This window comes from Ruegeria sp. AI3, assembly GCF_056541245.1.
This window is the reverse complement of record NZ_JBQFYA010000013.1, coordinates 36275-55996: the sequence shown is the minus strand read 5'-3', so window position 1 is coordinate 55996 and position 19722 is coordinate 36275. Positions and strand designations below refer to the sequence as shown.

Annotated in this window: 16 protein-coding genes and 1 pseudogene; 7 read left to right on the top strand and 10 right to left on the bottom strand. The window is 59.6% G+C overall.

The genetic code is table 11. The features are described from left to right. Positions 1-39: 39 nt before the first annotated feature. The 7 genes from addA to regB all read right to left on the bottom strand — a co-directional run bounded on the left by addA (position 40) and on the right by regB (position 11484). Positions 40-3399, bottom strand: coding sequence for a double-strand break repair helicase AddA (addA, locus tag ACRZ95_RS18170; protein WP_170680595.1), 3360 nt, complete (start codon positions 3397-3399; stop codon positions 40-42). Further along, positions 3396-6320: a double-strand break repair protein AddB gene (gene addB, locus ACRZ95_RS18165; protein WP_480555343.1), complete on the bottom strand. Its 2925-nt coding sequence runs from the start codon at positions 6318-6320 to the stop codon at positions 3396-3398. Before addB ends, addA begins: the two co-directional genes overlap by 4 nt. Continuing rightward, positions 6313-6999: a nucleotidyltransferase family protein gene (locus tag ACRZ95_RS18160; protein WP_170680590.1), complete on the bottom strand. Its 687-nt coding sequence runs from the start codon at positions 6997-6999 to the stop codon at positions 6313-6315. The genes addB and ACRZ95_RS18160 overlap by 8 nt, the downstream gene beginning before the upstream one ends. Beyond that, the gene (locus tag ACRZ95_RS18155) at positions 6996-8000 is read right to left on the bottom strand and encodes a phosphotransferase (protein WP_170680587.1); all 1005 of its coding nucleotides are present in this window, start codon (positions 7998-8000) and stop codon (positions 6996-6998) included. Before ACRZ95_RS18155 ends, ACRZ95_RS18160 begins: the two co-directional genes overlap by 4 nt. Beyond that, on the bottom strand, positions 7997-8470 hold the full coding sequence (tsaE, locus tag ACRZ95_RS18150; RefSeq protein ID WP_170680585.1) for a tRNA (adenosine(37)-N6)-threonylcarbamoyltransferase complex ATPase subunit type 1 TsaE: 474 nt from the start codon (positions 8468-8470) through the stop codon (positions 7997-7999). Before tsaE ends, ACRZ95_RS18155 begins: the two co-directional genes overlap by 4 nt. A 41-nt stretch (positions 8471-8511) precedes the next feature. Then, positions 8512-10020, bottom strand: coding sequence for a PAS-domain containing protein (locus ACRZ95_RS18145; RefSeq protein ID WP_170680566.1), 1509 nt, complete (start codon positions 10018-10020; stop codon positions 8512-8514). 66 nt (positions 10021-10086) lie between these two features. Next, complete coding sequence (gene regB, locus ACRZ95_RS18140) at positions 10087-11484, bottom strand: sensor histidine kinase RegB (protein WP_170680563.1); 1398 nt, start codon at positions 11482-11484, stop codon at positions 10087-10089. Positions 11485-11574: 90 nt separating this feature from the next. Between regB and ACRZ95_RS18135 the strand changes: the two genes are divergently transcribed. Together ACRZ95_RS18135 and ACRZ95_RS18130 are read left to right on the top strand one after the other, a co-directional pair. Next, positions 11575-12201, top strand: a complete 627-nt coding sequence (locus ACRZ95_RS18135) for an SCO family protein (protein ID WP_170680560.1) — start codon at positions 11575-11577, stop codon at positions 12199-12201. Positions 12202-12282: 81 nt separating this feature from the next. Further along, a complete protein-coding gene (locus ACRZ95_RS18130; protein ID WP_050604676.1) occupies positions 12283-12837 on the top strand; it encodes an ActR/PrrA/RegA family redox response regulator transcription factor in 555 nt (184 codons plus the stop codon). A 44-nt stretch (positions 12838-12881) separates the two neighbouring features. Here ACRZ95_RS18130 and ACRZ95_RS18125 read toward each other — a convergent pair whose 3' ends face one another. Further along, positions 12882-13241, bottom strand: a complete 360-nt coding sequence (locus ACRZ95_RS18125) for a CHAP domain-containing protein (protein ID WP_480555340.1) — start codon at positions 13239-13241, stop codon at positions 12882-12884. A 326-nt stretch (positions 13242-13567) separates the two neighbouring features. On the opposite strand from ACRZ95_RS18125, the pseudogene ACRZ95_RS18120 reads away from it, so the two are divergent. Further along, positions 13568-13672 (top strand): annotated as a pseudogene (locus tag ACRZ95_RS18120) (two-component system response regulator); the annotation flags it as partial. A gap of 527 nt (positions 13673-14199) precedes the next feature. Here ACRZ95_RS18120 and ACRZ95_RS18115 read toward each other — a convergent pair. Further along, a complete protein-coding gene (locus ACRZ95_RS18115) occupies positions 14200-14796 on the bottom strand; it encodes an HD domain-containing protein (protein ID WP_170680555.1) in 597 nt (198 codons plus the stop codon). Positions 14797-14997: 201 nt separating this feature from the next. Between ACRZ95_RS18115 and ACRZ95_RS18110 the strand changes: the two genes are divergently transcribed. From ACRZ95_RS18110 to ACRZ95_RS18100, 3 genes are all read left to right on the top strand, one after another. Beyond that, the gene (locus tag ACRZ95_RS18110) at positions 14998-15312 is read left to right on the top strand and encodes a hypothetical protein (RefSeq protein ID WP_170380174.1); all 315 of its coding nucleotides are present in this window, start codon (positions 14998-15000) and stop codon (positions 15310-15312) included. Positions 15313-15417: 105 nt separating this feature from the next. Then, entirely contained in the window at positions 15418-16806 is a 1389-nt protein-coding gene (gene ahcY / locus ACRZ95_RS18105) for an adenosylhomocysteinase (protein ID WP_170680836.1), read from the top strand. Positions 16807-16819: 13 nt separating this feature from the next. Continuing rightward, positions 16820-17566, top strand: a complete 747-nt coding sequence (locus ACRZ95_RS18100) for an extensin family protein (RefSeq protein ID WP_170680552.1) — start codon at positions 16820-16822, stop codon at positions 17564-17566. Positions 17567-17601: 35 nt separating this feature from the next. Here ACRZ95_RS18100 and ACRZ95_RS18095 read toward each other — a convergent pair whose 3' ends face one another. Beyond that, a complete protein-coding gene (locus tag ACRZ95_RS18095) occupies positions 17602-18678 on the bottom strand; it encodes an L-dopachrome tautomerase-related protein (RefSeq protein WP_170680548.1) in 1077 nt (358 codons plus the stop codon). A gap of 91 nt (positions 18679-18769) precedes the next feature. Between ACRZ95_RS18095 and ACRZ95_RS18090 the strand changes: the two genes are divergently transcribed. Beyond that, complete coding sequence (locus tag ACRZ95_RS18090; protein WP_170680546.1) at positions 18770-19660, top strand: LysR family transcriptional regulator; 891 nt, start codon at positions 18770-18772, stop codon at positions 19658-19660. Positions 19661-19722 lie beyond the last annotated feature (62 nt).

Here is a 19722-nt window from a genome sequence, read left to right as displayed (position 1 = left end):
AAGCTCGGGAAAGGAACGTAGGTGCCGCGTCGGGTAAGGTCAAGATATCTGGGCGCGGGTCAGCGATTGCGTCACAAGATCGTGTGGCAGCCACATCAACGCGGCCGTCCGCGTCCACAGGATGGCGGTACGAATGGTCTTGTCCGGGTAAATCTGACTTATCGCCTGCGCATAGGCCCCCATCTGTCGCAACAGGCCTTCGGGGCAGGCTTCTGGCTGGTCGGGCACCGTGGCATTTGTTTTGAAATCAATCACATGTACTTCGGTATCCGTTATGATCAGCCGGTCGATGATGCCATGCATCCGCCGCCCGTTCAGTTCCGCTGAAACGGGGACCTCGGCCAGCGCATCCGGCGCGAAGACTGCTTTCAGGTGATCCGCTGTCAAAACCTTGGTGACCTCAGACAACAACTCGGCTCTCGCCTGATCCTGCATATCGGGTAGAACCCGAGCGCACAGCATGGACCAGTCATCCCGAGACGCGCTGGGAAGATGTTCCAGCATCAGGTGCAATCGGGTGCCGCGCAGCTTTGCGGCCTCTTCATCCTGTCCCGCATCACCGGGCAGCGCCTTTACCCCACCAAGGTCCGAGGGGCTGAGAGTTTCTGGTTCTGAGGGCGGATCCTCAGGGGGATGCTGGAAGTACGCGGGCAGGTCCTGACTTGGCTCGGCGTGTTCGCTGCGTTCGACCAGCGGCAATCCCTCCCAATCGCCATGGGCCAGTCGCCGTGTCAGCGACCCCTCTGTCTGTGTCGCGCCCGCGCGCTCCATTGCGGCCTCGACCATCCGATACCAGCTGGTTCCATCCTTCCCGACATCCCCAGCAGCGGCCACGATCAACCACTTTTCCGCCCGTGTTAGAGCCACATACAGCAATCGAAGGCGCTCATTTTCTTCGCGGTTTCGGGCCTCCTCGCGGGCGCTGGAGATCAGCTTGGGCGAGACATCGGCGGGAACCTTCCACAGGGGCGTTCCATCAGCCACCATGATCTCGGCATCGCGCGGGGCCTGCCGTTTGCCGGTATCCGGCAGGATCACGATCGGCGCTTCCAACCCTTTTGAGCCATGCACGGTCATCACGCGGATCATGTTGCCCACGCCGCTCATCTGGCGTTTGATCTCCAGATCGTCGGTCTGCATCCAGACCAGAAAGCCGGTCAGGCTAGGAATATCGGTTCGCTCATAAGCCAAAGCCTGCGAGAGCAGCGCGTTGATCCCATCCTCGGCCTCGGCCCCCAGCCGACCTAGCAGTTTTCGCCTCCCGTCATGACGGGTCAGGATACGCTCGATCAGGTCAAACGGCCTCAGAAAGTCGATCTGTCCACGCAGATCGTTAAGGATTGCAAGCGTCTCGGGAAACTCGTCCGAGCGATTGCGCAGCGCGGCCCACAGGAATTTCTCTTGCCGGCGATGGGCCAGATCGAACAGCGCCTGCTCGGACCAGCCGAACAGCGGGGATTTCAGGACCGTCGCCAGCGACAGGCTGTCTTCGGGCGTGGCCAGAAAGCTCAGCAATGCCGCGAGATCCTTGACCGCCAGCTCGGCTCCGACTTTCAAACGGTCGGCCCCGGCGATGGGCAGATGCAGGGCTTTGCAGGCGCGGATGATCTCAGCAAACAGGTCCGAGCGGCGCTGGACCAGGATCAGGAAATCCCCCGGCTGAACTTTGCGGCGCACGAATGTGCCGGGCGTTTCGCCATCTTCGGGAATTGTGGCCCCAGTGTCGATCATGTGCTTGATCGACTGCGCCACCTGCTCGGCCAGAATGACGGTGTGGTGGCGCGACCCGGGCCGATCCACCGGATCAGTCCAATCGCCATCCTCGTCATCCTCGACCTTTTCCACCACGGGCCAGAGGTCAACGCGTCCCGGCAGGTCAGCTTTGAACGCGCGATGCTGGCTTTCTTTGTGAAACCCGGCCTCGGCCTGATTTTCGAACAGAAGATCAACCAATGACAGGATCGCGCTGGAGGATCGGAACGAATATTCAAGCGTCGAATCCCACAGTTTAGAGCCTGATTCTTCCAGCTTTCGCCCAAACTCGGTCTGCATCCGGTCAAAGGCCTGAGGGTCGGCGCCCTGAAAGGAATAGATCGACTGTTTCTTGTCGCCGACCACAAAGATCGTGCGTTCAACCTCGGATCTGGCCCCTTCCCCGCTGGTGAATTCCTGTGCCAGCTTCTCGACCACGTCCCATTGATCCGGACTGGTGTCTTGCGCCTCGTCCACCAGAATGTGGTCGATGCCGCCGTCCAACCGGTACAAAACCCATTCGGCCACCGCCGGGTCGTTCAGCACCTGCCGCGCGCGGAGGATCAGATCGTCAAAGTCCAGCCACCCACGCAGCTGCTTACGGCGTTCATATTCCGGCAGGAAGGCTGCAGCGAAGCGATGCAAAACGGTGGTTTTTTGCGCAGCGACCAGCGCCAGCCGTTGTTCGCGCGCGGCCTCAACCCGCAACATCAGCGATTCCAGCTGTGGCATGCGGTCCGCCAGAGCGCCTTCGCGCAGGGCTTTGGTCGGGAAACTGTTGATCTTGGCGGTAAACGGCTCCTTCGCTCCTTTGCCCGTAAGCAAGACGCCTTCCAGCGTTGGCAGATGGGTCAGTTTTGCCTCGGTGAACGCTGCGAGTTTTGCGGCGGCCTTGGCGTTGTTGCCGCTGCTTTCGATCAGTGCAGGCAACATGGATTGGATCAGATCAACCTCACCGCCCAGAAACACCTCTGCCGACAGGGTGTCGTCGTCAAAACCCTCAGGCAGTCCAAATCTCTGCAACAGGTCAGAGCGCTGCAAGGGCTGCGCGAACAGGCTCCGCTTTTGAGTCACTGCTGCGGTCACCCTTTCGAACCCGGTATCAGTGATGAACCGCGCAATATCGTCGATCAAACCGGCCTGAGGGCCCTCGGCGAAATCCTCGATGATCTCTTCGCGCAGCAATGCGGCGGCGCGGTCCTCCATTTCGGCAAATTGAGGGCTGACACCGGCCTCAAGCGGGAAGCGACGCAGCAGTGAGGCACAGAAAGAGTGGATGGTCTGGATTTTCAACCCGCCCGGGGTCTCAATCGCACGGGCAAACAGGGTGCGGGCCTGCGCGAGACGGTCCGAGTCGATTGCTCCTTCGACGCCCAGATCCGTCAGCTGCGCCAGCAACGGCGCGTCCCCCAACATCGCCCATTCCCCCAGCCGTTTGAACAGCCGGTTCTGCATCTCGCTGGCGGCGGCCTTGGTGTAGGTCAGGCAGAGGATGTGCTGCGGTTGCACCCCGCTCAGCAGCAGACGCGCCACGCGGTCGGTTAACACGCGGGTTTTGCCCGACCCGGCATTCGCTGCCAACCAGGTCGAGGCATCGGGGCGCGCGGCCTGCACTTGCCGCTCGGTGGCGTCGTTCCGCGCGCTCATGTCAGGTCCTCAGGGAGCGTTTCGGCCGTGCGATCCCATTCGCCGAACCGGGCCAGATGATCATAGTCGCCGATATCGGTGTCCTTGTGCAGCATGCGGCGCGATGAAAAACCCTGATCAGGGTCTAAGTAGGCAGAAATCAGCTCTTTTAACTCAGCCAGCACCTTGTCGGCGGGCTCTTTGGTCAACGGTGCTGCGACCTCTTTGTAGCTGCCGCCCATACCGATGAAGATCGCCTCGGCCACGTCGTTGGGGTCGATCCCTTCGACGGCGCCCTGCTCGGCCATGGCGGCTTCGATCAGCAGCTGTTTGTCGAACTTCGCCTGCTGGCTTTCTGTAGGCGGCGCGCCGGTTTTGTAATCCACAATCCGCAACGCGCCTCGGCTGTTGCAATCGATCCGGTCGGCACGTCCGACGATGGTGAAATCCAGAGGCTCCAACACCAGCTTCATCGCGGCCTCAAACGCCACCGGGCCGCCGTCGCCCCGGCGATTGACCTCGGCACTCAGAAAATCGTCGGCGATCCGTTCCAACCGTGCCAGCCACAGTTTGCGGGCAGTCGGCCAGGCGACATGAGCCTCAAGCAAGTCATGGGCGCGTTTCAAGAAGTTTTCGCGGGTCAGCAAAGCGGTATCCAGCACGCTGTCCTTGACGAAATGCTCAAGGATTTCATGGATAACGATTCCGCGCAGCAATGCATCGGGGGCCTGCACCAGCGGATCGAGCGGTTTCAGACGCAGCACATGTTTGGCGTAAATCGCATATGGGTCGCGGATCAGGCGCTTGATCTCGGTCACTGACAGGCGTCGCGGTCGGGCGGCAACCGGAGGTTTGGGCGAGGGGCGATGCGCCGGGTCAATCCGAGGGGCTTTCTCAAGCGTTTTGGCCCAGTTCAGATAGGTTCGACCCCGCACGCGCATATCCGATAGCGCCGTCTTACCACCTTGGTCGGGCAGGCCCTGCAACAGGTTCGTCAAACGGTTCAGCCAGCGCGAGGGTACAGTTTCCGCATCGTCTGAGCGGGTGGCGCGAGTCAGCCAGACTTCGGGCGCACCGATGGCCTGTTGGAAGTCATGCGCCGAAAGCCCGATCCGCCGTTCGGGCAGCAACAACCCCGCCTTGTCGCGCATCTGGCGGTTCAGCCATGGGTCCGGCGCTGGGGCTTCGGGCCAGCTGCCTTCGTTCAAACCGCCGAGGATCAGCAGATCTGCACCCTGTACACGGGCCTCAAGCGTGCCCCAGATCATGATATGCGGGTGCGGGGCGTCGCGGTCGCGGACTTCTTCCCCGGCCAGAAGCGCGCCCAGCAGATCGGCGAAGTCATGCGCGGTCATGGGGCCGCCGTGATGGGCCTCATCCCGCAGATTGGTCAATACTGACAGGGCCTTTTGGCCCGCGTTCTTGTCCCACAAAGTGCCTTTATCGCCCGCATGTCCCGCCGAAATCGCCTCGGACAGAGACAGCAATCGGTCGACCCATTCGGTTAGGGGAAGTTCCCCCGTGATTTGTTGATCGCAGAAACGTGCGCTGACCCAGTTCACCCAACTCTCGGGCGCTTCGGTGCGGATCGCGGATGCGATCAGGCTGGCTTGGTCCGGGAACGGGGGGCCGTGGCGGCGCAGGTCCAGTTCCAAATCGCGGGTATGCAGCAGATGAGCCCCGCGTTCACCCCCGTCATGGCACAGAGGATGTTTCAGCAGCGTCAGCAGCGCCTCACCCTCCAGACGGCGAGCAAACAGGCCCGCGACATGGCGCAAAAACCGGCCGGGTGGGGACAGTTGCAGCGGCAGACCGGCGCTATCGTCGGGTAGGATGTTCCAGCGATCCAATGCCGCGCTGACCTGCCGGGTCAGCATCCGATCGGGTGTAATCAAAGCGGCGGTCTGGCCCGTTTCGGCCGCCTGCCGTAGGCGAAGCGCGATGGCGAGGGCTTCGGACCGGGGCGAGTCCGCCTCGACCAGTGTCAGGTCGCGTGTGGCCTGGTCCAACTCGGTCAGACGTGGACCTTCGGACATCCACGCGTCGGTGATGGGGGCAGGTCGTAAAGCCAGCGAAATCAACTGGTTACGCGCGGTTGAGGGCGGTTGTTCACCCGTCCAGGGCAGGATCTGATCATGCTCCAACCCAAGCTCTCGCATCAATTTGCGAAACCGGTATTGCGGGTGATCCTCAGAGGTCAGCGCCTCGTCCAGGCGGTCCCAAACGGCACGCGGCTGGTCGAAATCATAGCCCGGCAGGATCAAAGCCCCTTGTGGCAGGCGCGCGACGGCCTGCATCAGCATCAGCGTCGTGCCGCGCGAACCGGTCGAACCGGCCAAAATGACGGGATGTTGCGGCGGAGCCTCCTGCCACCGGTCGGTCAGATTTTCGACCACCCGACGTTGCCGCGCCTGTGCATCCATCGCCTGATCGCTCGCATCGACAAAATGGTCCGCGATGCCGATAAACGCCTGCGCGCGGGCCCAATGGCCGGACATATCGCTGACATCCAGTTGGCGGATCGCGTCGGGGGACACGCCCTCGCCCTGCATCTCATCAATCAAGGCGGCGAGACTGCCGGACAGGTCGAACAGCGAGGCCCGTGCGGCCAGATCAGGCTGTTGGTCCAGCAGTTTTGAGATCAGCTGGGTCATCTCCAACCGCCGCCTCAGCGGGGGTATGGCGGGTGGAATCTGCGCCAGATCAACGCTTTCGCCCAGATCGGTGACCAGAGAAAGCCGAGGCAACAGGCATGGCGGCCCCTTATCAAACAGGTCTCGTACCCGTCGGGCCATGCGGCGCGTGTTGACCACCAATTGCGCGCGGGCCAACGCCTCGGGCGGGCCGGAGGCGCGCTGCCGCAGCCCGGCAACCAGCGCGTTGGGGAAATCCGTGCCCGGCGGAACGGCAAACACCCGTGGATGAGCGCTGGTGTCAAACATCCGCCAGCATCCCCTCAGCCAGAGCGATTCCTTCTGGGCGTCCGACGTCACACCAACGGCCGGGATACTTCAGCGCGAAAAGGCGGTTGCGGTCGTGCATCTGGTTCCACAACAGGTTCAAGGAGAAAGCCTTCTGCGGAATGTGCTGCAGCCCGTCAGTTTTGAGAATCTGTACGCCGCCATACACCAGACCCGGCCCGCGCGTGATCCGCCCTTCGGCATCGGCGGTAAAATCCCCTTCGCCCGCATGCCCGATGGTTTGACCAATCGGGACGCACATCAAAAGCGCATCCATCCGATCCGGGTCCCATGCCTCTTGCAGCAGGCTTAGCGGGTTGGGTCCAGCCCAAATTGCATCGGTGTTCATGGTGAAAACCGGGCCTGTGCCAAGCAGAGGCAAAGCCGTCCGCAAACCGCCGCCGGTTTCCAGAATCTCGGGTGTTTCATGCGAGAGCAGGATGCCTTTGGGCGCTAGGTGAGCCTGCAACTGATCGGCGTGATAGTGGAGGTTTGCAACCACACGGGACGGGTGAACGGCATCCACCGATGCTAGCGCGTGGTCGATCAGCGGGCGTCCGGCGACCTCGATTAAAGGTTTTGGCCGGTCTTTGGTCAACGCGCCCATCCGGGTGCCGAATCCGGCGGCAAACAGCATCACGGCATCGGGGGATTGACTCATGATGCTTTCAGCCTTGCAAGGTTTTCCGCAGTTGGCTCGGGCAGGGCGTCGCGCAGGATGTTGGCAACCGGGATCAGCGCGGGATGCTCCAGATCGCGCATCAGATGCGCCCATGTGGCGGGGATCAGATCGACGTAATGTGGCTTGCCATAATCCGTGGCCAGCCGGGCAAAAACACCCAGAATACGCAGGTTTCGTTGCGCGCCGAGAACGCTGTAGGCGGTGCGGAAGTCATGGTCATCCATACCAGAGGCCGCGATATAGCGATTGACCATCTGCATTTCGATTCCGGTCGGCACGGTTCGGCGCACATCCTGCAAGAGCGAGACCAGATCATAGGCCGGGTGCCCCAGCATCGCCAGTTGGAAGTCCAGAAGGCCGACGCGCTGCACGCCCTCGCGTTCTGGCAGCCAGATCAGGTTTTCGGCGTGGTAGTCCCGCTGCACGACGACTTTGGTGCCCGAAGTCTCTTGCAGCAGGATATCGGCAAAGCGCAGCTCGAACCTCTCTTGCGCATCTGCATCGTGGTCACCCAGAATGGCCTGCGCGTATTTGGTAAAGGCCAGAGCGGCCAGCTCGGTCATCAATGTGGGATCGTATGAGGGCAGGGGCAGGATCGGGGCCTCATGCAGGTGCAGAAGAACGTCCGTCGCTGCCTCATAGAGGTGGCGTTCCTGGCTCGGGTCCTTGGTCAGAACGCGTGAAAATAGATCATCGCCCAGATCCTCCAGCACCAAGAAGCCATTCTGATTGTCTTCGACGTAAATCTCGGGCGCGCTGAGGCCCACCGCGCGCAGATGGTTCGCGATCCGGACGAAGGGTTCGACATCCTCTCCGCGATCCGGCGGGGCGTCCATCAGAACCGCCGTGCGACCGGTCGCCGGATCAGTCAGACGCTCATACCTGCGGTTCGAGGCGTCCCCGGCCAAAGGTGCGCGCGTGGCATTGGCCCATGGCGTCTGTGCAATCAGGGCCTCGGCCAGCACAGTGCGATCTGTCATAGAGTATTCTCCAGTTTCCCAAGCCATTTCGGATCAGACCAAGACAGGGTCATGTGGCGTATCTCGGTCTCAATCGGGTCGGTTTGGAAGGCAAGCGTCAATGCGGTGTCGGGGGTCAGCGGCCCCAGTTTGTCAGGCCATTCCACAAGACATAGCGCTGTGTCGAAGGCTTCGGTCAGGCCCAGCTCGTCAACCTCATCCACCGAGGTCAGCCGGTAGAGGTCACAATGCCAAATCTCGCCGATCTGCGTGTCATAGGCCTGCACCAGTGTGAAGGTCGGTGAGGGCACATCCTCGGGCGGGTTCATCAGTGATTGGATGAGGCTACGGGCAAAGTGGGTCTTGCCGCTGCCGATCTCACCTTGCAGCAGCAATACATCCGCAGGTCTTAAGGTCGCGCCAAGACGCGCCGCAAAATCTGCGGTGTCCTGAGGGCTTTGCAGGGTGAGGGTAACAGGTGCCGAAGTCATGGCGCCACAATGGACCTGCGCCCAAGCGGCTGCAACCCGGTTCAGGCGCTGATCTGGGCCATGGGTTCGGCGGCCAGAGATTTGGTTGCTGTCTCAAAGCGCACGATCGTGGCACCGTTCTGCATGGGCACAACGGTACAGTCCAGCGCGGTGCCGTTGCGCATCTGAATCTCGGCGCTCCATTCGGTGCGGTCATCGCGCATGTCCACGAAATCGCGGATCTCTCCCAGGACCGGAGTAGCGACGCAATGATCCTGCCAGATGCGCGTGACTTCGGTCACTGTCTCACTGTGAAATCCGGCCTCATCCTGGGTTCCCCAGAGCCGCTGATAGGCATAGTTGGTCAGGGCCAATGTGCCGTCTTCGGAAAAGACCGCGATTGCGTCGGCCAGCTTGTCGAGGATCGATTGCATCAGGTCCATCTCGGACCGAAAGCGCCGAGTCAGGGTGATCTCCGCGGTGATGTCTTCGAATAGAAACGCCACGGCCCCGTCGGGATGCGGGCGGCCACTGACGGAATAGACCGAGCCAGAGGGCAGGGACCATGTTTCCTGATAGTTCCCGTCTTCAGCCGCCTCGAGCAGATCGTTCATCTGGTTGCGCCATGACCGGTAGTTTTTGGGCTCGGGCATCATGTGCTGATCCCGCAGCCGGTCAAAAAAGCTGGAAATATTGGGACGGCAGCTGAGGAAATCCGGCGGCAGGGTGGTTAGGTCGATCAGCGCCGGGTTGAACAGGGCCAGTTGACGGTTGCGGTCGAAAATAGCCAGGCCGATCGACAGCTGCGCAAAGGTCTTGGTCATCGTCTGCACGAATTTGCGCTGGGCGGTTTCGGCTTGCACAATCGCATTGATATCAACCGCATAGAACAGGCGGCCTTCCGTGTGATCCACCTGAGTAAGGTCGAACCACAATTTGCTGTCGCTTCCGGCCACGTCGATCGAGACGCGGGATTTCCCGCCGCGTAGCGGCTCGGCCCCGATATCTGGGAACAGCGATAGGGTCAAGTCAGCATCCAGCCCGCGCGCCTTGCGAACAAGGGCGACATAGGCCGCGTTGCACCAGCGCACGCTTGCGTTCTGATCCAGCAGCCAGACCGGATAGGGTGCCTGATCCATCGCCAGCCGGATCGGATCATTCGGATCCCGCAGCTTGGTTTTCTTTTCTCTCGTCGGTTCGTGCAGTTGGATTCGAACGATCCCGTCAATCCATTCGCATAGAACCTCACGCTCAACCGTGCAGTCGATGGCCGAGACAACCAGATTGCCCTGATCGCGCACGAGGTCAGGCGTTTCCGGGAAGGTCGGAAAGTCGCGCTGCAACAAGCGTCGAAGATCGCTCCAATCTGCAACATGTTCGAAACCGGCCAACGCTATATCAGAGTGGCTGATCAGGCGGTCGCCATCGAACAGAAAAACGGCGTCGAACAGGGAGCTTGCAGTGAACATGCCATAGCTGTTGTCTCGCCGGGCACGACGCGGCAGTAGCCACATGACCGCAAAACAGCACGAGACCAAGCTGATCGCGGCCAGAATGATCCAGTCTGCCATCTTCTCCCCTTACGACTACGGAACCCCGACGCAACCTAAGGCGAAAATGGTTAACGGTGTCTTAACTCAGACCTGGATAGGCTGGTTGCGCCCGGATGGTACCGGGGTATCGCCCTGTTGCGCGTCGATGCGATTGCGCGGCCATTCGACCTTGACGATAGCACCCCGGCGGTCAGGCTTGTCGGAGAGGTGCTGATACGGGTCCGAGCCGTTGGCAAATTCCAGATCCGCCCCGCTGCGTTCCAATAGGGTTTTGGCGATGAAAAGGCCCAGACCCATACCCTCATACTCGGGGCGCGCGCGCTGGTCTGTTTCGGCCCGTCTGCGCCGCATCAAGGGGTCACCAATCCGCCCAATCAGATGCGAGGGGTAGCCGCGCCCGTCATCCATGATACAGACGGTGATCTTGTCCGAGGTCCACTCCGCCTCGACCCAGACATTCTCGCGCGAGAAATCCACCGCGTTCTGGATCAGGTTGCGCAAACCGTGAATGATCTCGGGTTTGCGTAGGATCGAAGGTTGTTGCACATCCCCATCCAGAACCGGACCTTCGGCAAAATGCACGGTTTTGCCCCTGTCTATATGCGGCTCAGCCGCTTCGTGGACCACCGTGGACAATGGAGCCTGGCGCAGATGAAGATCGTCTTTGCCGGCGCGTCCCATATCGCGCAGGATGTCCCGGCATCTGTCCGCCTGCTCACGGATCAAGGCTGCGTCTTCTTTCAGTTCGGGGCGGTCGTCGAGTTCCTCAATCAACTCGGAACTGGCCAGTTTGATCGTCGCCAGAGGGGTCCCCAGCTCATGCGCGGCGGCGGCGACAACTCCTCCCAGATCGGTCAGCTTCTGTTCGCGCGCCAGCGCCATATGCGTGGCCGCCAGCGCCTCGGACATCGAGCGCGCCTCGGAGCTGACCCGGTGCGAGTAGGCCCCGATAAAGACAATGGCGATGATGATCGCGGCCCAGTTGCCGAACAGAAGAATGTCGGGGATTTGCAGGACCAGGCCAATCTCGGTCCGCAGGGGCAGGTGAAACTCAGCCAGAAGGGTAGCCAGCGCAATCGCCACGGCCCCCACGATGAGCGTTGAGCGGGTACTCATGACATTGGCCGAGATCGTGACCGGACCCAGCAACAGCAGGGCAAATGGATTGTTCAATCCGCCGGTCAGATACAGCAGGATCGCCAGTTGAAACAGGTCGAATAGCACCATCAGGAAGTTCTGAAACTCGGTCAGGCGTTTGTTCTGCGGGAACAGGAAGCTGGCCGTCAGGTTGCCGATCACCGAAACGCCGATCGCCAGATAACAGAGCGTGACCTCAAGCTGCACATGATAGCTGTGCTGAGCCACCGTGATAGCCGTGATTTGGCCAAAGATGGCCACCCAGCGCAGCAGGATAAGGGTACGCAGCCTGATCCAGCTGCTGCGTTCCTGACCGCCCCATAAACTCTGGTTGGATTCTGCCATTGGTCACTTATGTCCTGTTGCATCGGCTGATCATCTTGATAGGTGTCCCGGCTGATACGATCAACAACCCCTTGCACACGGAAAACGATCATGACCCGCCTGTATGCTATTCTCGCAGCTGTCGTTCTTGCTATCGGCCTTGGCGCCATGTGGCTTTTGACAATGGGGTCCGGGTCGGATGACAAATACGCGCAATGCCGTTCCAGCCAGATCGCGGGTGGAGCGGCGGCGATCGGTGGTCCGTTCGAACTGGTCAATGGTAAGGGCGAGACGGTCACCGACAAGGATGTGATCACCGAGCCGACGCTAGTCTATTTCGGCTATACGTTCTGCCCCGATGTCTGCCCGTTTGACATGTCCCGCAACGCCGAGGCCGTGGACATTCTGGCCGAGCGCGGGCAATCCGTGACGCCACTGTTCATCTCGATCGATCCCGATCGCGACACGCCCGAAGTGGTCGGAGATTACGCCTTCAACCTGCATGAGCGTCTGATCGCCCTGACCGGTTCACCCGAGCAGGTCAGGGCGGCCAGCCAGGCCTACAAAACCTACTACAAAGCCCATGACAAAAGCGACGAATACTATCTGGTCGATCATTCTACCTTCACCTATCTGGTCACACCCGAAGATGGGTTTCTTGAGTTCTTCAAACGTGAAGACACAGCGCAGCAAATGGCTGACAAGGTCGGCTGCTTTTTGGATCAAGCCGGGTCCTGACAAGCCAGTTTGACCTTTGGCCCCGCGCTGCTATTACTTCTAGATAAAGCCAAAGGCATGAAATAGCGGAAAGACTCAACGATGGCAGACAGTTCCCAGCTTGATATCGGCCCCGATAAATCTCTGCTTCTGGTGGATGATGACGAGCCGTTCCTGAGACGCCTTGCCAAAGCCATGGAAAAACGCGGTTTCGAAGTTGAAACTGCAGGTTCTGTCGCTGCTGGCCGCGCCATTTCCACCGCGCGTCCACCGGCTTATGCAGTTGTGGATTTGCGGCTAGAGGATGGCAACGGTCTGGACGTCGTCGAAGTGCTGCGCGAAAAGCGCCCTGACAGCCGGGTCGTGGTGCTGACCGGCTACGGGGCCATCGCCACAGCCGTCGCCGCCGTCAAAATCGGCGCGACCGACTACCTGTCCAAACCCGCTGATGCCACAGACATCACTAACGCGCTGCTGGCCAAGGGCGACGAACTGCCGCCGCCACCTGAAAACCCGATGAGCGCGGACCGCGTGCGCTGGGAACATATCCAGCGGGTCTATGAGCTGTGCGATCGCAACGTCTCGGAAACCGCACGGCGGCTGAACATGCACCGTCGGACGTTGCAGCGAATTTTGGCGAAGCGAAGCCCGCGGTAAAAATCAGAGCCTTCACTAGTCTGTTGAGAGGGTAGTCTTTCGGGCTACTCGCCAGACTTCGGATAGATGAACCCGTTCACCGGGTACAAACTGCCATATTGCCCCGGAACGCTCTCGACCCGGACCATTGTCCAGTCATTGTTCTTGGAGACATCTTTCACGCCCATTTTCAATGACACTTTGTTGCGGTGCCAATTGGCGTGGTTCACGATGACGACCCGGTCGCTAACAACATCGGACACGACAGCCACATGGCCCAAAGGCATCCCGCGCGTTGCCCGAAACGACATGACCGAACCGACAGCCGGTTCGTTGCCTCGCTCAAACGCACTGCGCGCTTTACCCCACCAGTCCTTGGCATTGCCGCGAATTTCGATACCGCTGAGGCTTCGTGCGTAGGGCACGCACCATACCCGTTGCCCTCGAGCCTGCTTTTGTGACACCTCTTGCAGCGCCATTGACTGACGTTCTGGATCAAGTTGCACATCGGTTGGACCATGGGCGCAGGCAGATACTAGACTCAAAAGCCCCACCGCAATTGCGGTTCGCGCGCCGCCAGATAAGCGCGGCCAAGTTGTGTCCGTTTTGCGTTTGCCCGTATTCAAGAATCTTCACTGCCCATTTTGAAGACACGCAAGTTTTAGGGTGACCTTATGTGTTGTGAAAAGAGGCTTGTCAGCGTGCGGCAAGATTTCGCCGGTTCTCCGCTACATCGCTAGGACAATTGGGTGAGATTGTAGACGCATCTGCAACCGAAGTTTTGATCACTGGACGCTGCCTGAACATGCACCGCCGAACACTGCGGCGGGTTTTGGCGAAGCGCAACTCGCGCTAGTGTTTGCAACTTGGACTTGCTGTCAGTCTGCGAGCTTACTTGAATGCGACATATTGGTTACTCCATTGCCTTTTCTTTTAAGTAACAGACAACCAACCCCACCAGACCTATGAAGAACCCCCAATGGCCTGCCGTTTCAAATACATATGCCAGCCTATGCGGCGGAAAGCAGTCCTTGCCGCAGCGCAAAGCGATTCCGGCCCAAACTAGCCAAGTACTCGAGTAAACCACGAACCCAAAGAAAAAGGCAGCCAAGAGCGGCGGCAGGGGTCTGTTCTTGCATCGCGCAGAGTAAGCTTTGGCTCCGATCCAAATAGTCAAGAACAGATACGGCCAAACCCAAATGGTGATCGCTGTAACTGCCATCGACCATCGCTCTGCGTTCGAGTCCACATAGCACTTAGTGCAGCCATCAAACAGAACAGCTGAAATGATTAAGCAACAGAAATTCAACGCTATGAAGGACCCGTAGACTAAGAGGCGTCGAACTAAAGCCAGCATTCTCCAACTTTCTACTTAGCCTTCAATCAGCAAAACAAATTGAGTAATTCGCAGTGCCGCTCAGTATAGGCTTTTCGCACGTCCACAGGCGGCCTTAGCCTGATCTCCAGCCCCTCCATCACCGCCCGATCCGGACGACCAAAGAACTTCGTCGCCTCCGCCTCGGAAAAACCCGCGATCTGGGTGGCTTCCATCCAGGCGCTGATCTTGTCGGCCTTTTTGATCTGCCGTTTTACCGATTTAGGCACCTCGGCAGGAAGCCCAAAGCGAATATGAATCGCCGCTGCTAGACGGTCATCCAGCGCGCCATAGTCCGGGCCTACGGCGGATTTGACGGGTGAGATCATGTCTCCGATCACGTATTCCGGCGCGTCGTGCAGCAAAGCTGCCAGCCGCCATTTCACGGGCGCTTTGGGTGCAATACGGCCAAAAAGCTCTTCGACCAGAAGGGAATGCTCGGCCACGGAATAGGCGAAATCGCCCGCCGTTTGCCCGTTCCAACGCGCCACAAAGGCCAGGCCATGGGCGATATCCTCGATCTCGATATCCACCGGGGTCGGGTCCAGCAGGTCCAGCCTGCGGCCCGACAGCATCCTCTGCCATGCGCGGGGTTGTGTTGCCATTATGCCATGCCTTGTGAAGTGGGACACAATAAAACCAAATTGTTTCTGCTATGATGTACCTGTCAGGATCACCAGCTGCCAACGTTTTCTTGAGCATTCGTGCTTTGAAACCACACCAACTGATCCCGACATTTAAACCGAGGGGGGCACTGGCTTCTCCCGGTGCGCTCCTCTCACAAAGTGAAACGAAAGGAGTTTGCTATGTTCAAACGTATATTCGCAGTCGCCCTGACCTTTGGCATGGCCGCCACGGCCCCGCCCGCCTTTGCCCAGAATTGTGCAGAGCGCGAGCATGTAGTTGACAAGCTGCAGAAAAGCTACTCGGAAGAGCTGGTTTTCGGGGGTTTGCAGAAAACACGCGGCGCGCAGTCGGTCATGGAGGTCTGGACCTCACGCGAAACGGGTAGCTACACCGTTTTGGTGACCCATGCGAACGGCTTAAGTTGTATTGTCGCCGTTGGCACCGATTTTTTTGAAGCGATTCCGAAGGTCAAGGTTGACGGCACGCCCAGTTGATTTTTGCGGCGTAGAATCCCGTTTTCGGTCATCCACATTGCCACCTGCCCCAAGGGATGCTAGGGGCAGCCGGAACTGTGATTGACCGCAAAAATGGAGCGCCTTATGGCCGGGGACTATATCGTCAAAGACATTTCGCTGGCCGGGTTCGGCCGCAAGGAACTGGATATCGCCGAAACTGAAATGCCGGGCCTGATGGCGCTGCGTTCGGAATATGGTGAAAGCAAGCCTCTAAGCGGTGCGCGGATCGTTGGGTCGCTGCACATGACCATCCAGACTGCCGTTCTGATCGAGACGCTGGTTGCTCTGGGCGCGGATGTGCGCTGGGCGTCGTGCAACATCTTCTCGACCCAGGACCACGCGGCAGCGGCGATTGCCGAGGCGGGTGTCCCTGTCTTTGCCATCAAGGGCCAGACGCTGGAAGAGCATTGGGATTATCTGGACAAATCCTTCTTGTTCGAAGACGGCCCGAACATGATCCTGGACGATGGCGGCGACGCGACGCTCTACATCCTGTTGGGCGCCCGTGCCGAAGCAGGTGAGGACATCATCCCTGTGCCCGGCTCGGAAGAGGAAGAGGTGATCAAGAAGCAGATCGCCAAGCGTATGGCGGCTAGCCCGGGCTGGTTCACCAAGATGCGCGACCAGATTCAGGGCGTGTCCGAGGAAACCACCACCGGTGTGAACCGTCTGTATCAACTGGTGAAAGACGGTCACCTGCCGTTCCCGGCGATCAACGTGAACGACTCGGTCACCAAGTCGAAATTCGACAACAAATACGGCTGCAAGGAATCGCTGGTCGACGGTATCCGCCGCGCCACCGACACCATGATGGCTGGTAAGGTTGCAGTTGTGTGCGGCTATGGCGATGTGGGCAAAGGCTCGGCCGCTTCGCTGTCCGGCGCTGGCGCGCGTGTTAAAGTGACCGAGGTCGACCCGATCTGCGCGCTGCAGGCTGCGATGGACGGCTACGAAGTCACTCTGCTGGAAGACGAAGTTGCAACGGCGGATGTGTTCATCACCACCACCGGCAACAAGGACGTGATCCGCATCGAGCATATGCGTGCGATGAAGGACATGGCCATCGTCGGCAACATCGGTCACTTCGACAACGAAATTCAGGTGGCCAGCCTGAAGAACCACAAATGGACCAACATCAAGGAACAGGTGGACATGATCGAGATGCCCTCGGGCAACCGTATCATTCTGCTGTCCGAAGGCCGTCTGCTGAACCTCGGCAACGCCACCGGTCACCCGTCCTTCGTGATGTCGGCCTCCTTCACCAACCAGGTTCTGGCGCAAATCGAGCTGTTCACTAAGGGTGACCAGTACGAAAACAAGGTCTACATCCTGCCCAAGCATCTGGATGAGAAAGTGGCCCGCCTGCATCTGGATCGTATCGGCGTGAAACTGACCAAGATGGACAACGAACAAGCGGCCTATATCGGCGTTGCGCCGGAAGGCCCCTACAAGCCCGAGCATTACCGCTACTGATCGCGGATCGGGTATGACCAAACGTTCAGGACGCCGCCGGATCTTGTATCTGGCGGCGTCTTTCTTTTCGATCATCGTATTTCTATTTCTTGTTGGGTCGGCCGGGTATGTACTGCTGTCGCATCCCAAGTCACCGCTGCCCGACCACTGGAACCCTCTGCGGGACCTGACCCTGACCGCGCCGGTCACGCCCGTTACCAAATATCAGTTGAACCGGGCATTGGCGGATGAGGCGCAGTGCCGGGCCACGCTGTCCGATGCCGGTGTCGCGTTCTCGGAGATGGAGGATCTGGTCGTCGACCAGAACTGCGGCATCGCCGGTCGGGGTGAGCTGTCCCGCTTGGTCAGTGCGCGGGTGGGCGGGGTCGAAACCCGCTGTACGACGGCCCTGCGTTTGGCGATGTGGGAGCATCACGTCGTCCAACCCGCCGCGCAGGACTTGTTGGGTACTCAAGTGCGCAGCTTGCGCCATCTCGGCAGCTATAATTGCCGCCGCATGCGGACCGCGCAGGGTGAAAACAGCGGTTGGAGCAGCCACGCCACGGCGGATTCGATTGATATCATCGGGGTGGAACTGGCGGATGGGCGGGCGCTCAGCCTGCTTCAGGATTGGTCCACGCCGGGACCCGAGAGTGCTTTTCTACAGCAGATCGGGCAGGGCGCCTGTAACTGGTTCCGCGTGGTTTTAGGCCCCAATTTCAACCGTTTGCACGCGGATCATTTTCACCTGCAAGGCCCTGGCTGGGGCCATTGCCGGTAGGTTTACCGGCCCCGCAGAACAGGGCCGGACCAGGATCAGCGTCCGCTGACCGCATCCGCCAGCGATTTGAACCGGACAATCTTGTAGATCCCCTTCGAGGCATCCTCGCCATTGTTCAGAACGGGTGAGCGGTGCAACTCGTTAATCGTGGCATAGACATAGCCATCCGCACCGATCGAGAACCCGTCTGGCCACGGCAACTCATCATCCGACTGGAACAGAACCTCATAGCTGCCATCAGGCTTGGTCACCCCCAGTGCATTGTCCGTCATCGCGGTGATATAGACATTGCCGCCTGTATCCACGGTCGAGCCGTCCGAGATCGGTTTGTCGCCATAACGTTCTACCTGCGCCTCAAGATCAGCATCCGAAAGGCTTTCATCCAGCAGTGCCGCAGTGGGGATGCGGTACATCGCGCTGGCTGTCATCGGCGCGAAATAGACCCACGTATTGGTGGGATCGACGGTGATCGGGTTGATGCCGATTTTGGCCGGATTGCCGCCCAGCGTAATCTCACGCCCGTCGATCACCATCGGGGTATCCTCGGGGATCGTGTATTGCGAACCCTCCAGAACGCGCCGCGCGCGGCCCGTCTCAAGATCAACCACGATGATGGCCGAGTTCTGACCGTCACCCGTATCCGAGATGTAAATCGCACCATGATCACGGTCCACGGCAAGGTCGTTCAGGAACGAGGTCGGCCGCGCGACCGGGGCGCCGATATAGTGGATCGCGTGTAGCTTCTCGATCTTGGTGTCCCAACCTACGATGCGCCCGGTCTGGTTTTCACCCTGACCGTCCAGCATCCACAGGATACCATCGCGATCTGCCCGCAGGCCCAGAACGCCGTTCAATCCATCCGCATCGTCTTGCGGGGCGCGGGCCCAGTCCTCGGTCGGGTAGGGCTTGGTTGATCCGTCGGGCATCACTTCGACCACGCGCAACTCGGGCCCGTAGAATTCATGCACCGACATGAACATGCGCCCATCGGGTCCAATCGCCAGATTGCCCGGAGGCACGGCCTTCTCGAACTCAAGATACGTTTCCAATTCGGTTGCCGCGGCGGGCAAAGCCAGCGCCAAGGCGCATGTAGCTGCATAGAGCGATTTCATCGGGTCCTCCTCTGATGTGCCCGATCAGATACCATTTGAAATTTTCGCGGATAACTGGCTCAATTTCGAAACCAGTGTTAGGAATTTTCGAATGTACCATGTGAACGATCTTCTGACCTTTATCTCTGTCGCCAAAACTGGAGGGGTCGGATCGGCTGCAAAGGCGCTGGGCATTTCGGCAGCGACGGTCAGCCATCGGATCGGGAAGTTAGAAGAGGTGCTGAACCTCAAGCTCTTTCACCGCAACAGCCGCCGGGTTCAGCTGACCAATGAAGGCCTGATCTTTCTGGATCGGATCGAGCCTGTGCTGTCAGATTTGCGTGAGGCCGAGTTGGAGGCCGGAAGCGGCAAGGGGGCGCTGCGCGGCCATCTGCGTGTAACCCTGTCACCGTGGATCCTGTCCCGGTTCATCATGCCGTTGATGGACAGTTTCCAAGAGGACCATCCGGACTTGACGATCGAGTTTCTGGCGGTCGATCGCTATGTCTCTCTGGTCGATGAGGGCGTTGATTGCGCCATTCGTGTCGGGCAATTGCCGGACAGCACGCTGAAAGCGCGCAAGCTTTGCGACAACGACCGGATCATCTGCGCCGCGCCGGGTTTCATTGCACGATACGAGATGCCCAAATCCGTCGAAGACCTGCGCAAGATGCGCTGGGCGTGTTTGCCTTGGCAGACGCGTTTCGACACTCATGAGGGGCAACTGTCCGTCACGCGACGTATTGCCGTTTCCAACTCGGACATGTTGACCGAAGCCGCAGTGCAGGGGCTGGGGCTGGCGGTCAAATCCCGTCTGGCCGTTCAGCGAGAGCTGCAGCAGGGTACGCTGGTCGAGGTTTTGCCAGGTGCGTTGAAATCCCCATCTGCACCAATTGCCTTTGTTCACGCGGGCAGCAGCACGCCGGGGCGCAAGGTTCGCGCGTTTTCGGACCTTGCAGATCGAGCCTTTCAAGGCGCGCGGCAAAGGCGCTCCTCCGCTTAGGGGGAAAGCACGGAATTTTTCCCTTTGTGGGAATAGGAGGAATGGCTAGGCTTCCGACACCT

Excerpts from the sequence above, each read along its gene's own strand:
- ahcY (WP_170680836.1), top strand. The coding sequence starts at position 15,418 with ATGGCCGGGGACTATATCGTCAAAGACATTTCGCTGGCCGGGTTCGGC.
- ACRZ95_RS18130 (WP_050604676.1), top strand. The coding sequence starts at position 12,283 with ATGGCAGACAGTTCCCAGCTTGATATCGGCCCCGATAAATCTCTGCTT.
- ACRZ95_RS18115 (WP_170680555.1), bottom strand. The coding sequence starts at position 14,796 with ATGGCAACACAACCCCGCGCATGGCAGAGGATGCTGTCGGGCCGCAGG.
- ACRZ95_RS18095 (WP_170680548.1), bottom strand. The coding sequence starts at position 18,678 with ATGAAATCGCTCTATGCAGCTACATGCGCCTTGGCGCTGGCTTTGCCC.
- ACRZ95_RS18110 (WP_170380174.1), top strand. The coding sequence starts at position 14,998 with ATGTTCAAACGTATATTCGCAGTCGCCCTGACCTTTGGCATGGCCGCC.
- ACRZ95_RS18145 (WP_170680566.1), bottom strand. The coding sequence starts at position 10,020 with ATGGCAGACTGGATCATTCTGGCCGCGATCAGCTTGGTCTCGTGCTGT.
- addB (WP_480555343.1), bottom strand. The coding sequence starts at position 6,320 with ATGTTTGACACCAGCGCTCATCCACGGGTGTTTGCCGTTCCGCCGGGC.
- addA (WP_170680595.1), bottom strand. The coding sequence starts at position 3,399 with ATGAGCGCGCGGAACGACGCCACCGAGCGGCAAGTGCAGGCCGCGCGC.
- tsaE (WP_170680585.1), bottom strand. The coding sequence starts at position 8,470 with ATGACTTCGGCACCTGTTACCCTCACCCTGCAAAGCCCTCAGGACACC.
- ACRZ95_RS18090 (WP_170680546.1), top strand. The coding sequence starts at position 18,770 with ATGTACCATGTGAACGATCTTCTGACCTTTATCTCTGTCGCCAAAACT.
- ACRZ95_RS18155 (WP_170680587.1), bottom strand. The coding sequence starts at position 8,000 with ATGACAGATCGCACTGTGCTGGCCGAGGCCCTGATTGCACAGACGCCA.
- ACRZ95_RS18100 (WP_170680552.1), top strand. The coding sequence starts at position 16,820 with ATGACCAAACGTTCAGGACGCCGCCGGATCTTGTATCTGGCGGCGTCT.
- ACRZ95_RS18135 (WP_170680560.1), top strand. The coding sequence starts at position 11,575 with ATGACCCGCCTGTATGCTATTCTCGCAGCTGTCGTTCTTGCTATCGGC.
- ACRZ95_RS18160 (WP_170680590.1), bottom strand. The coding sequence starts at position 6,999 with ATGAGTCAATCCCCCGATGCCGTGATGCTGTTTGCCGCCGGATTCGGC.
- regB (WP_170680563.1), bottom strand. The coding sequence starts at position 11,484 with ATGGCAGAATCCAACCAGAGTTTATGGGGCGGTCAGGAACGCAGCAGC.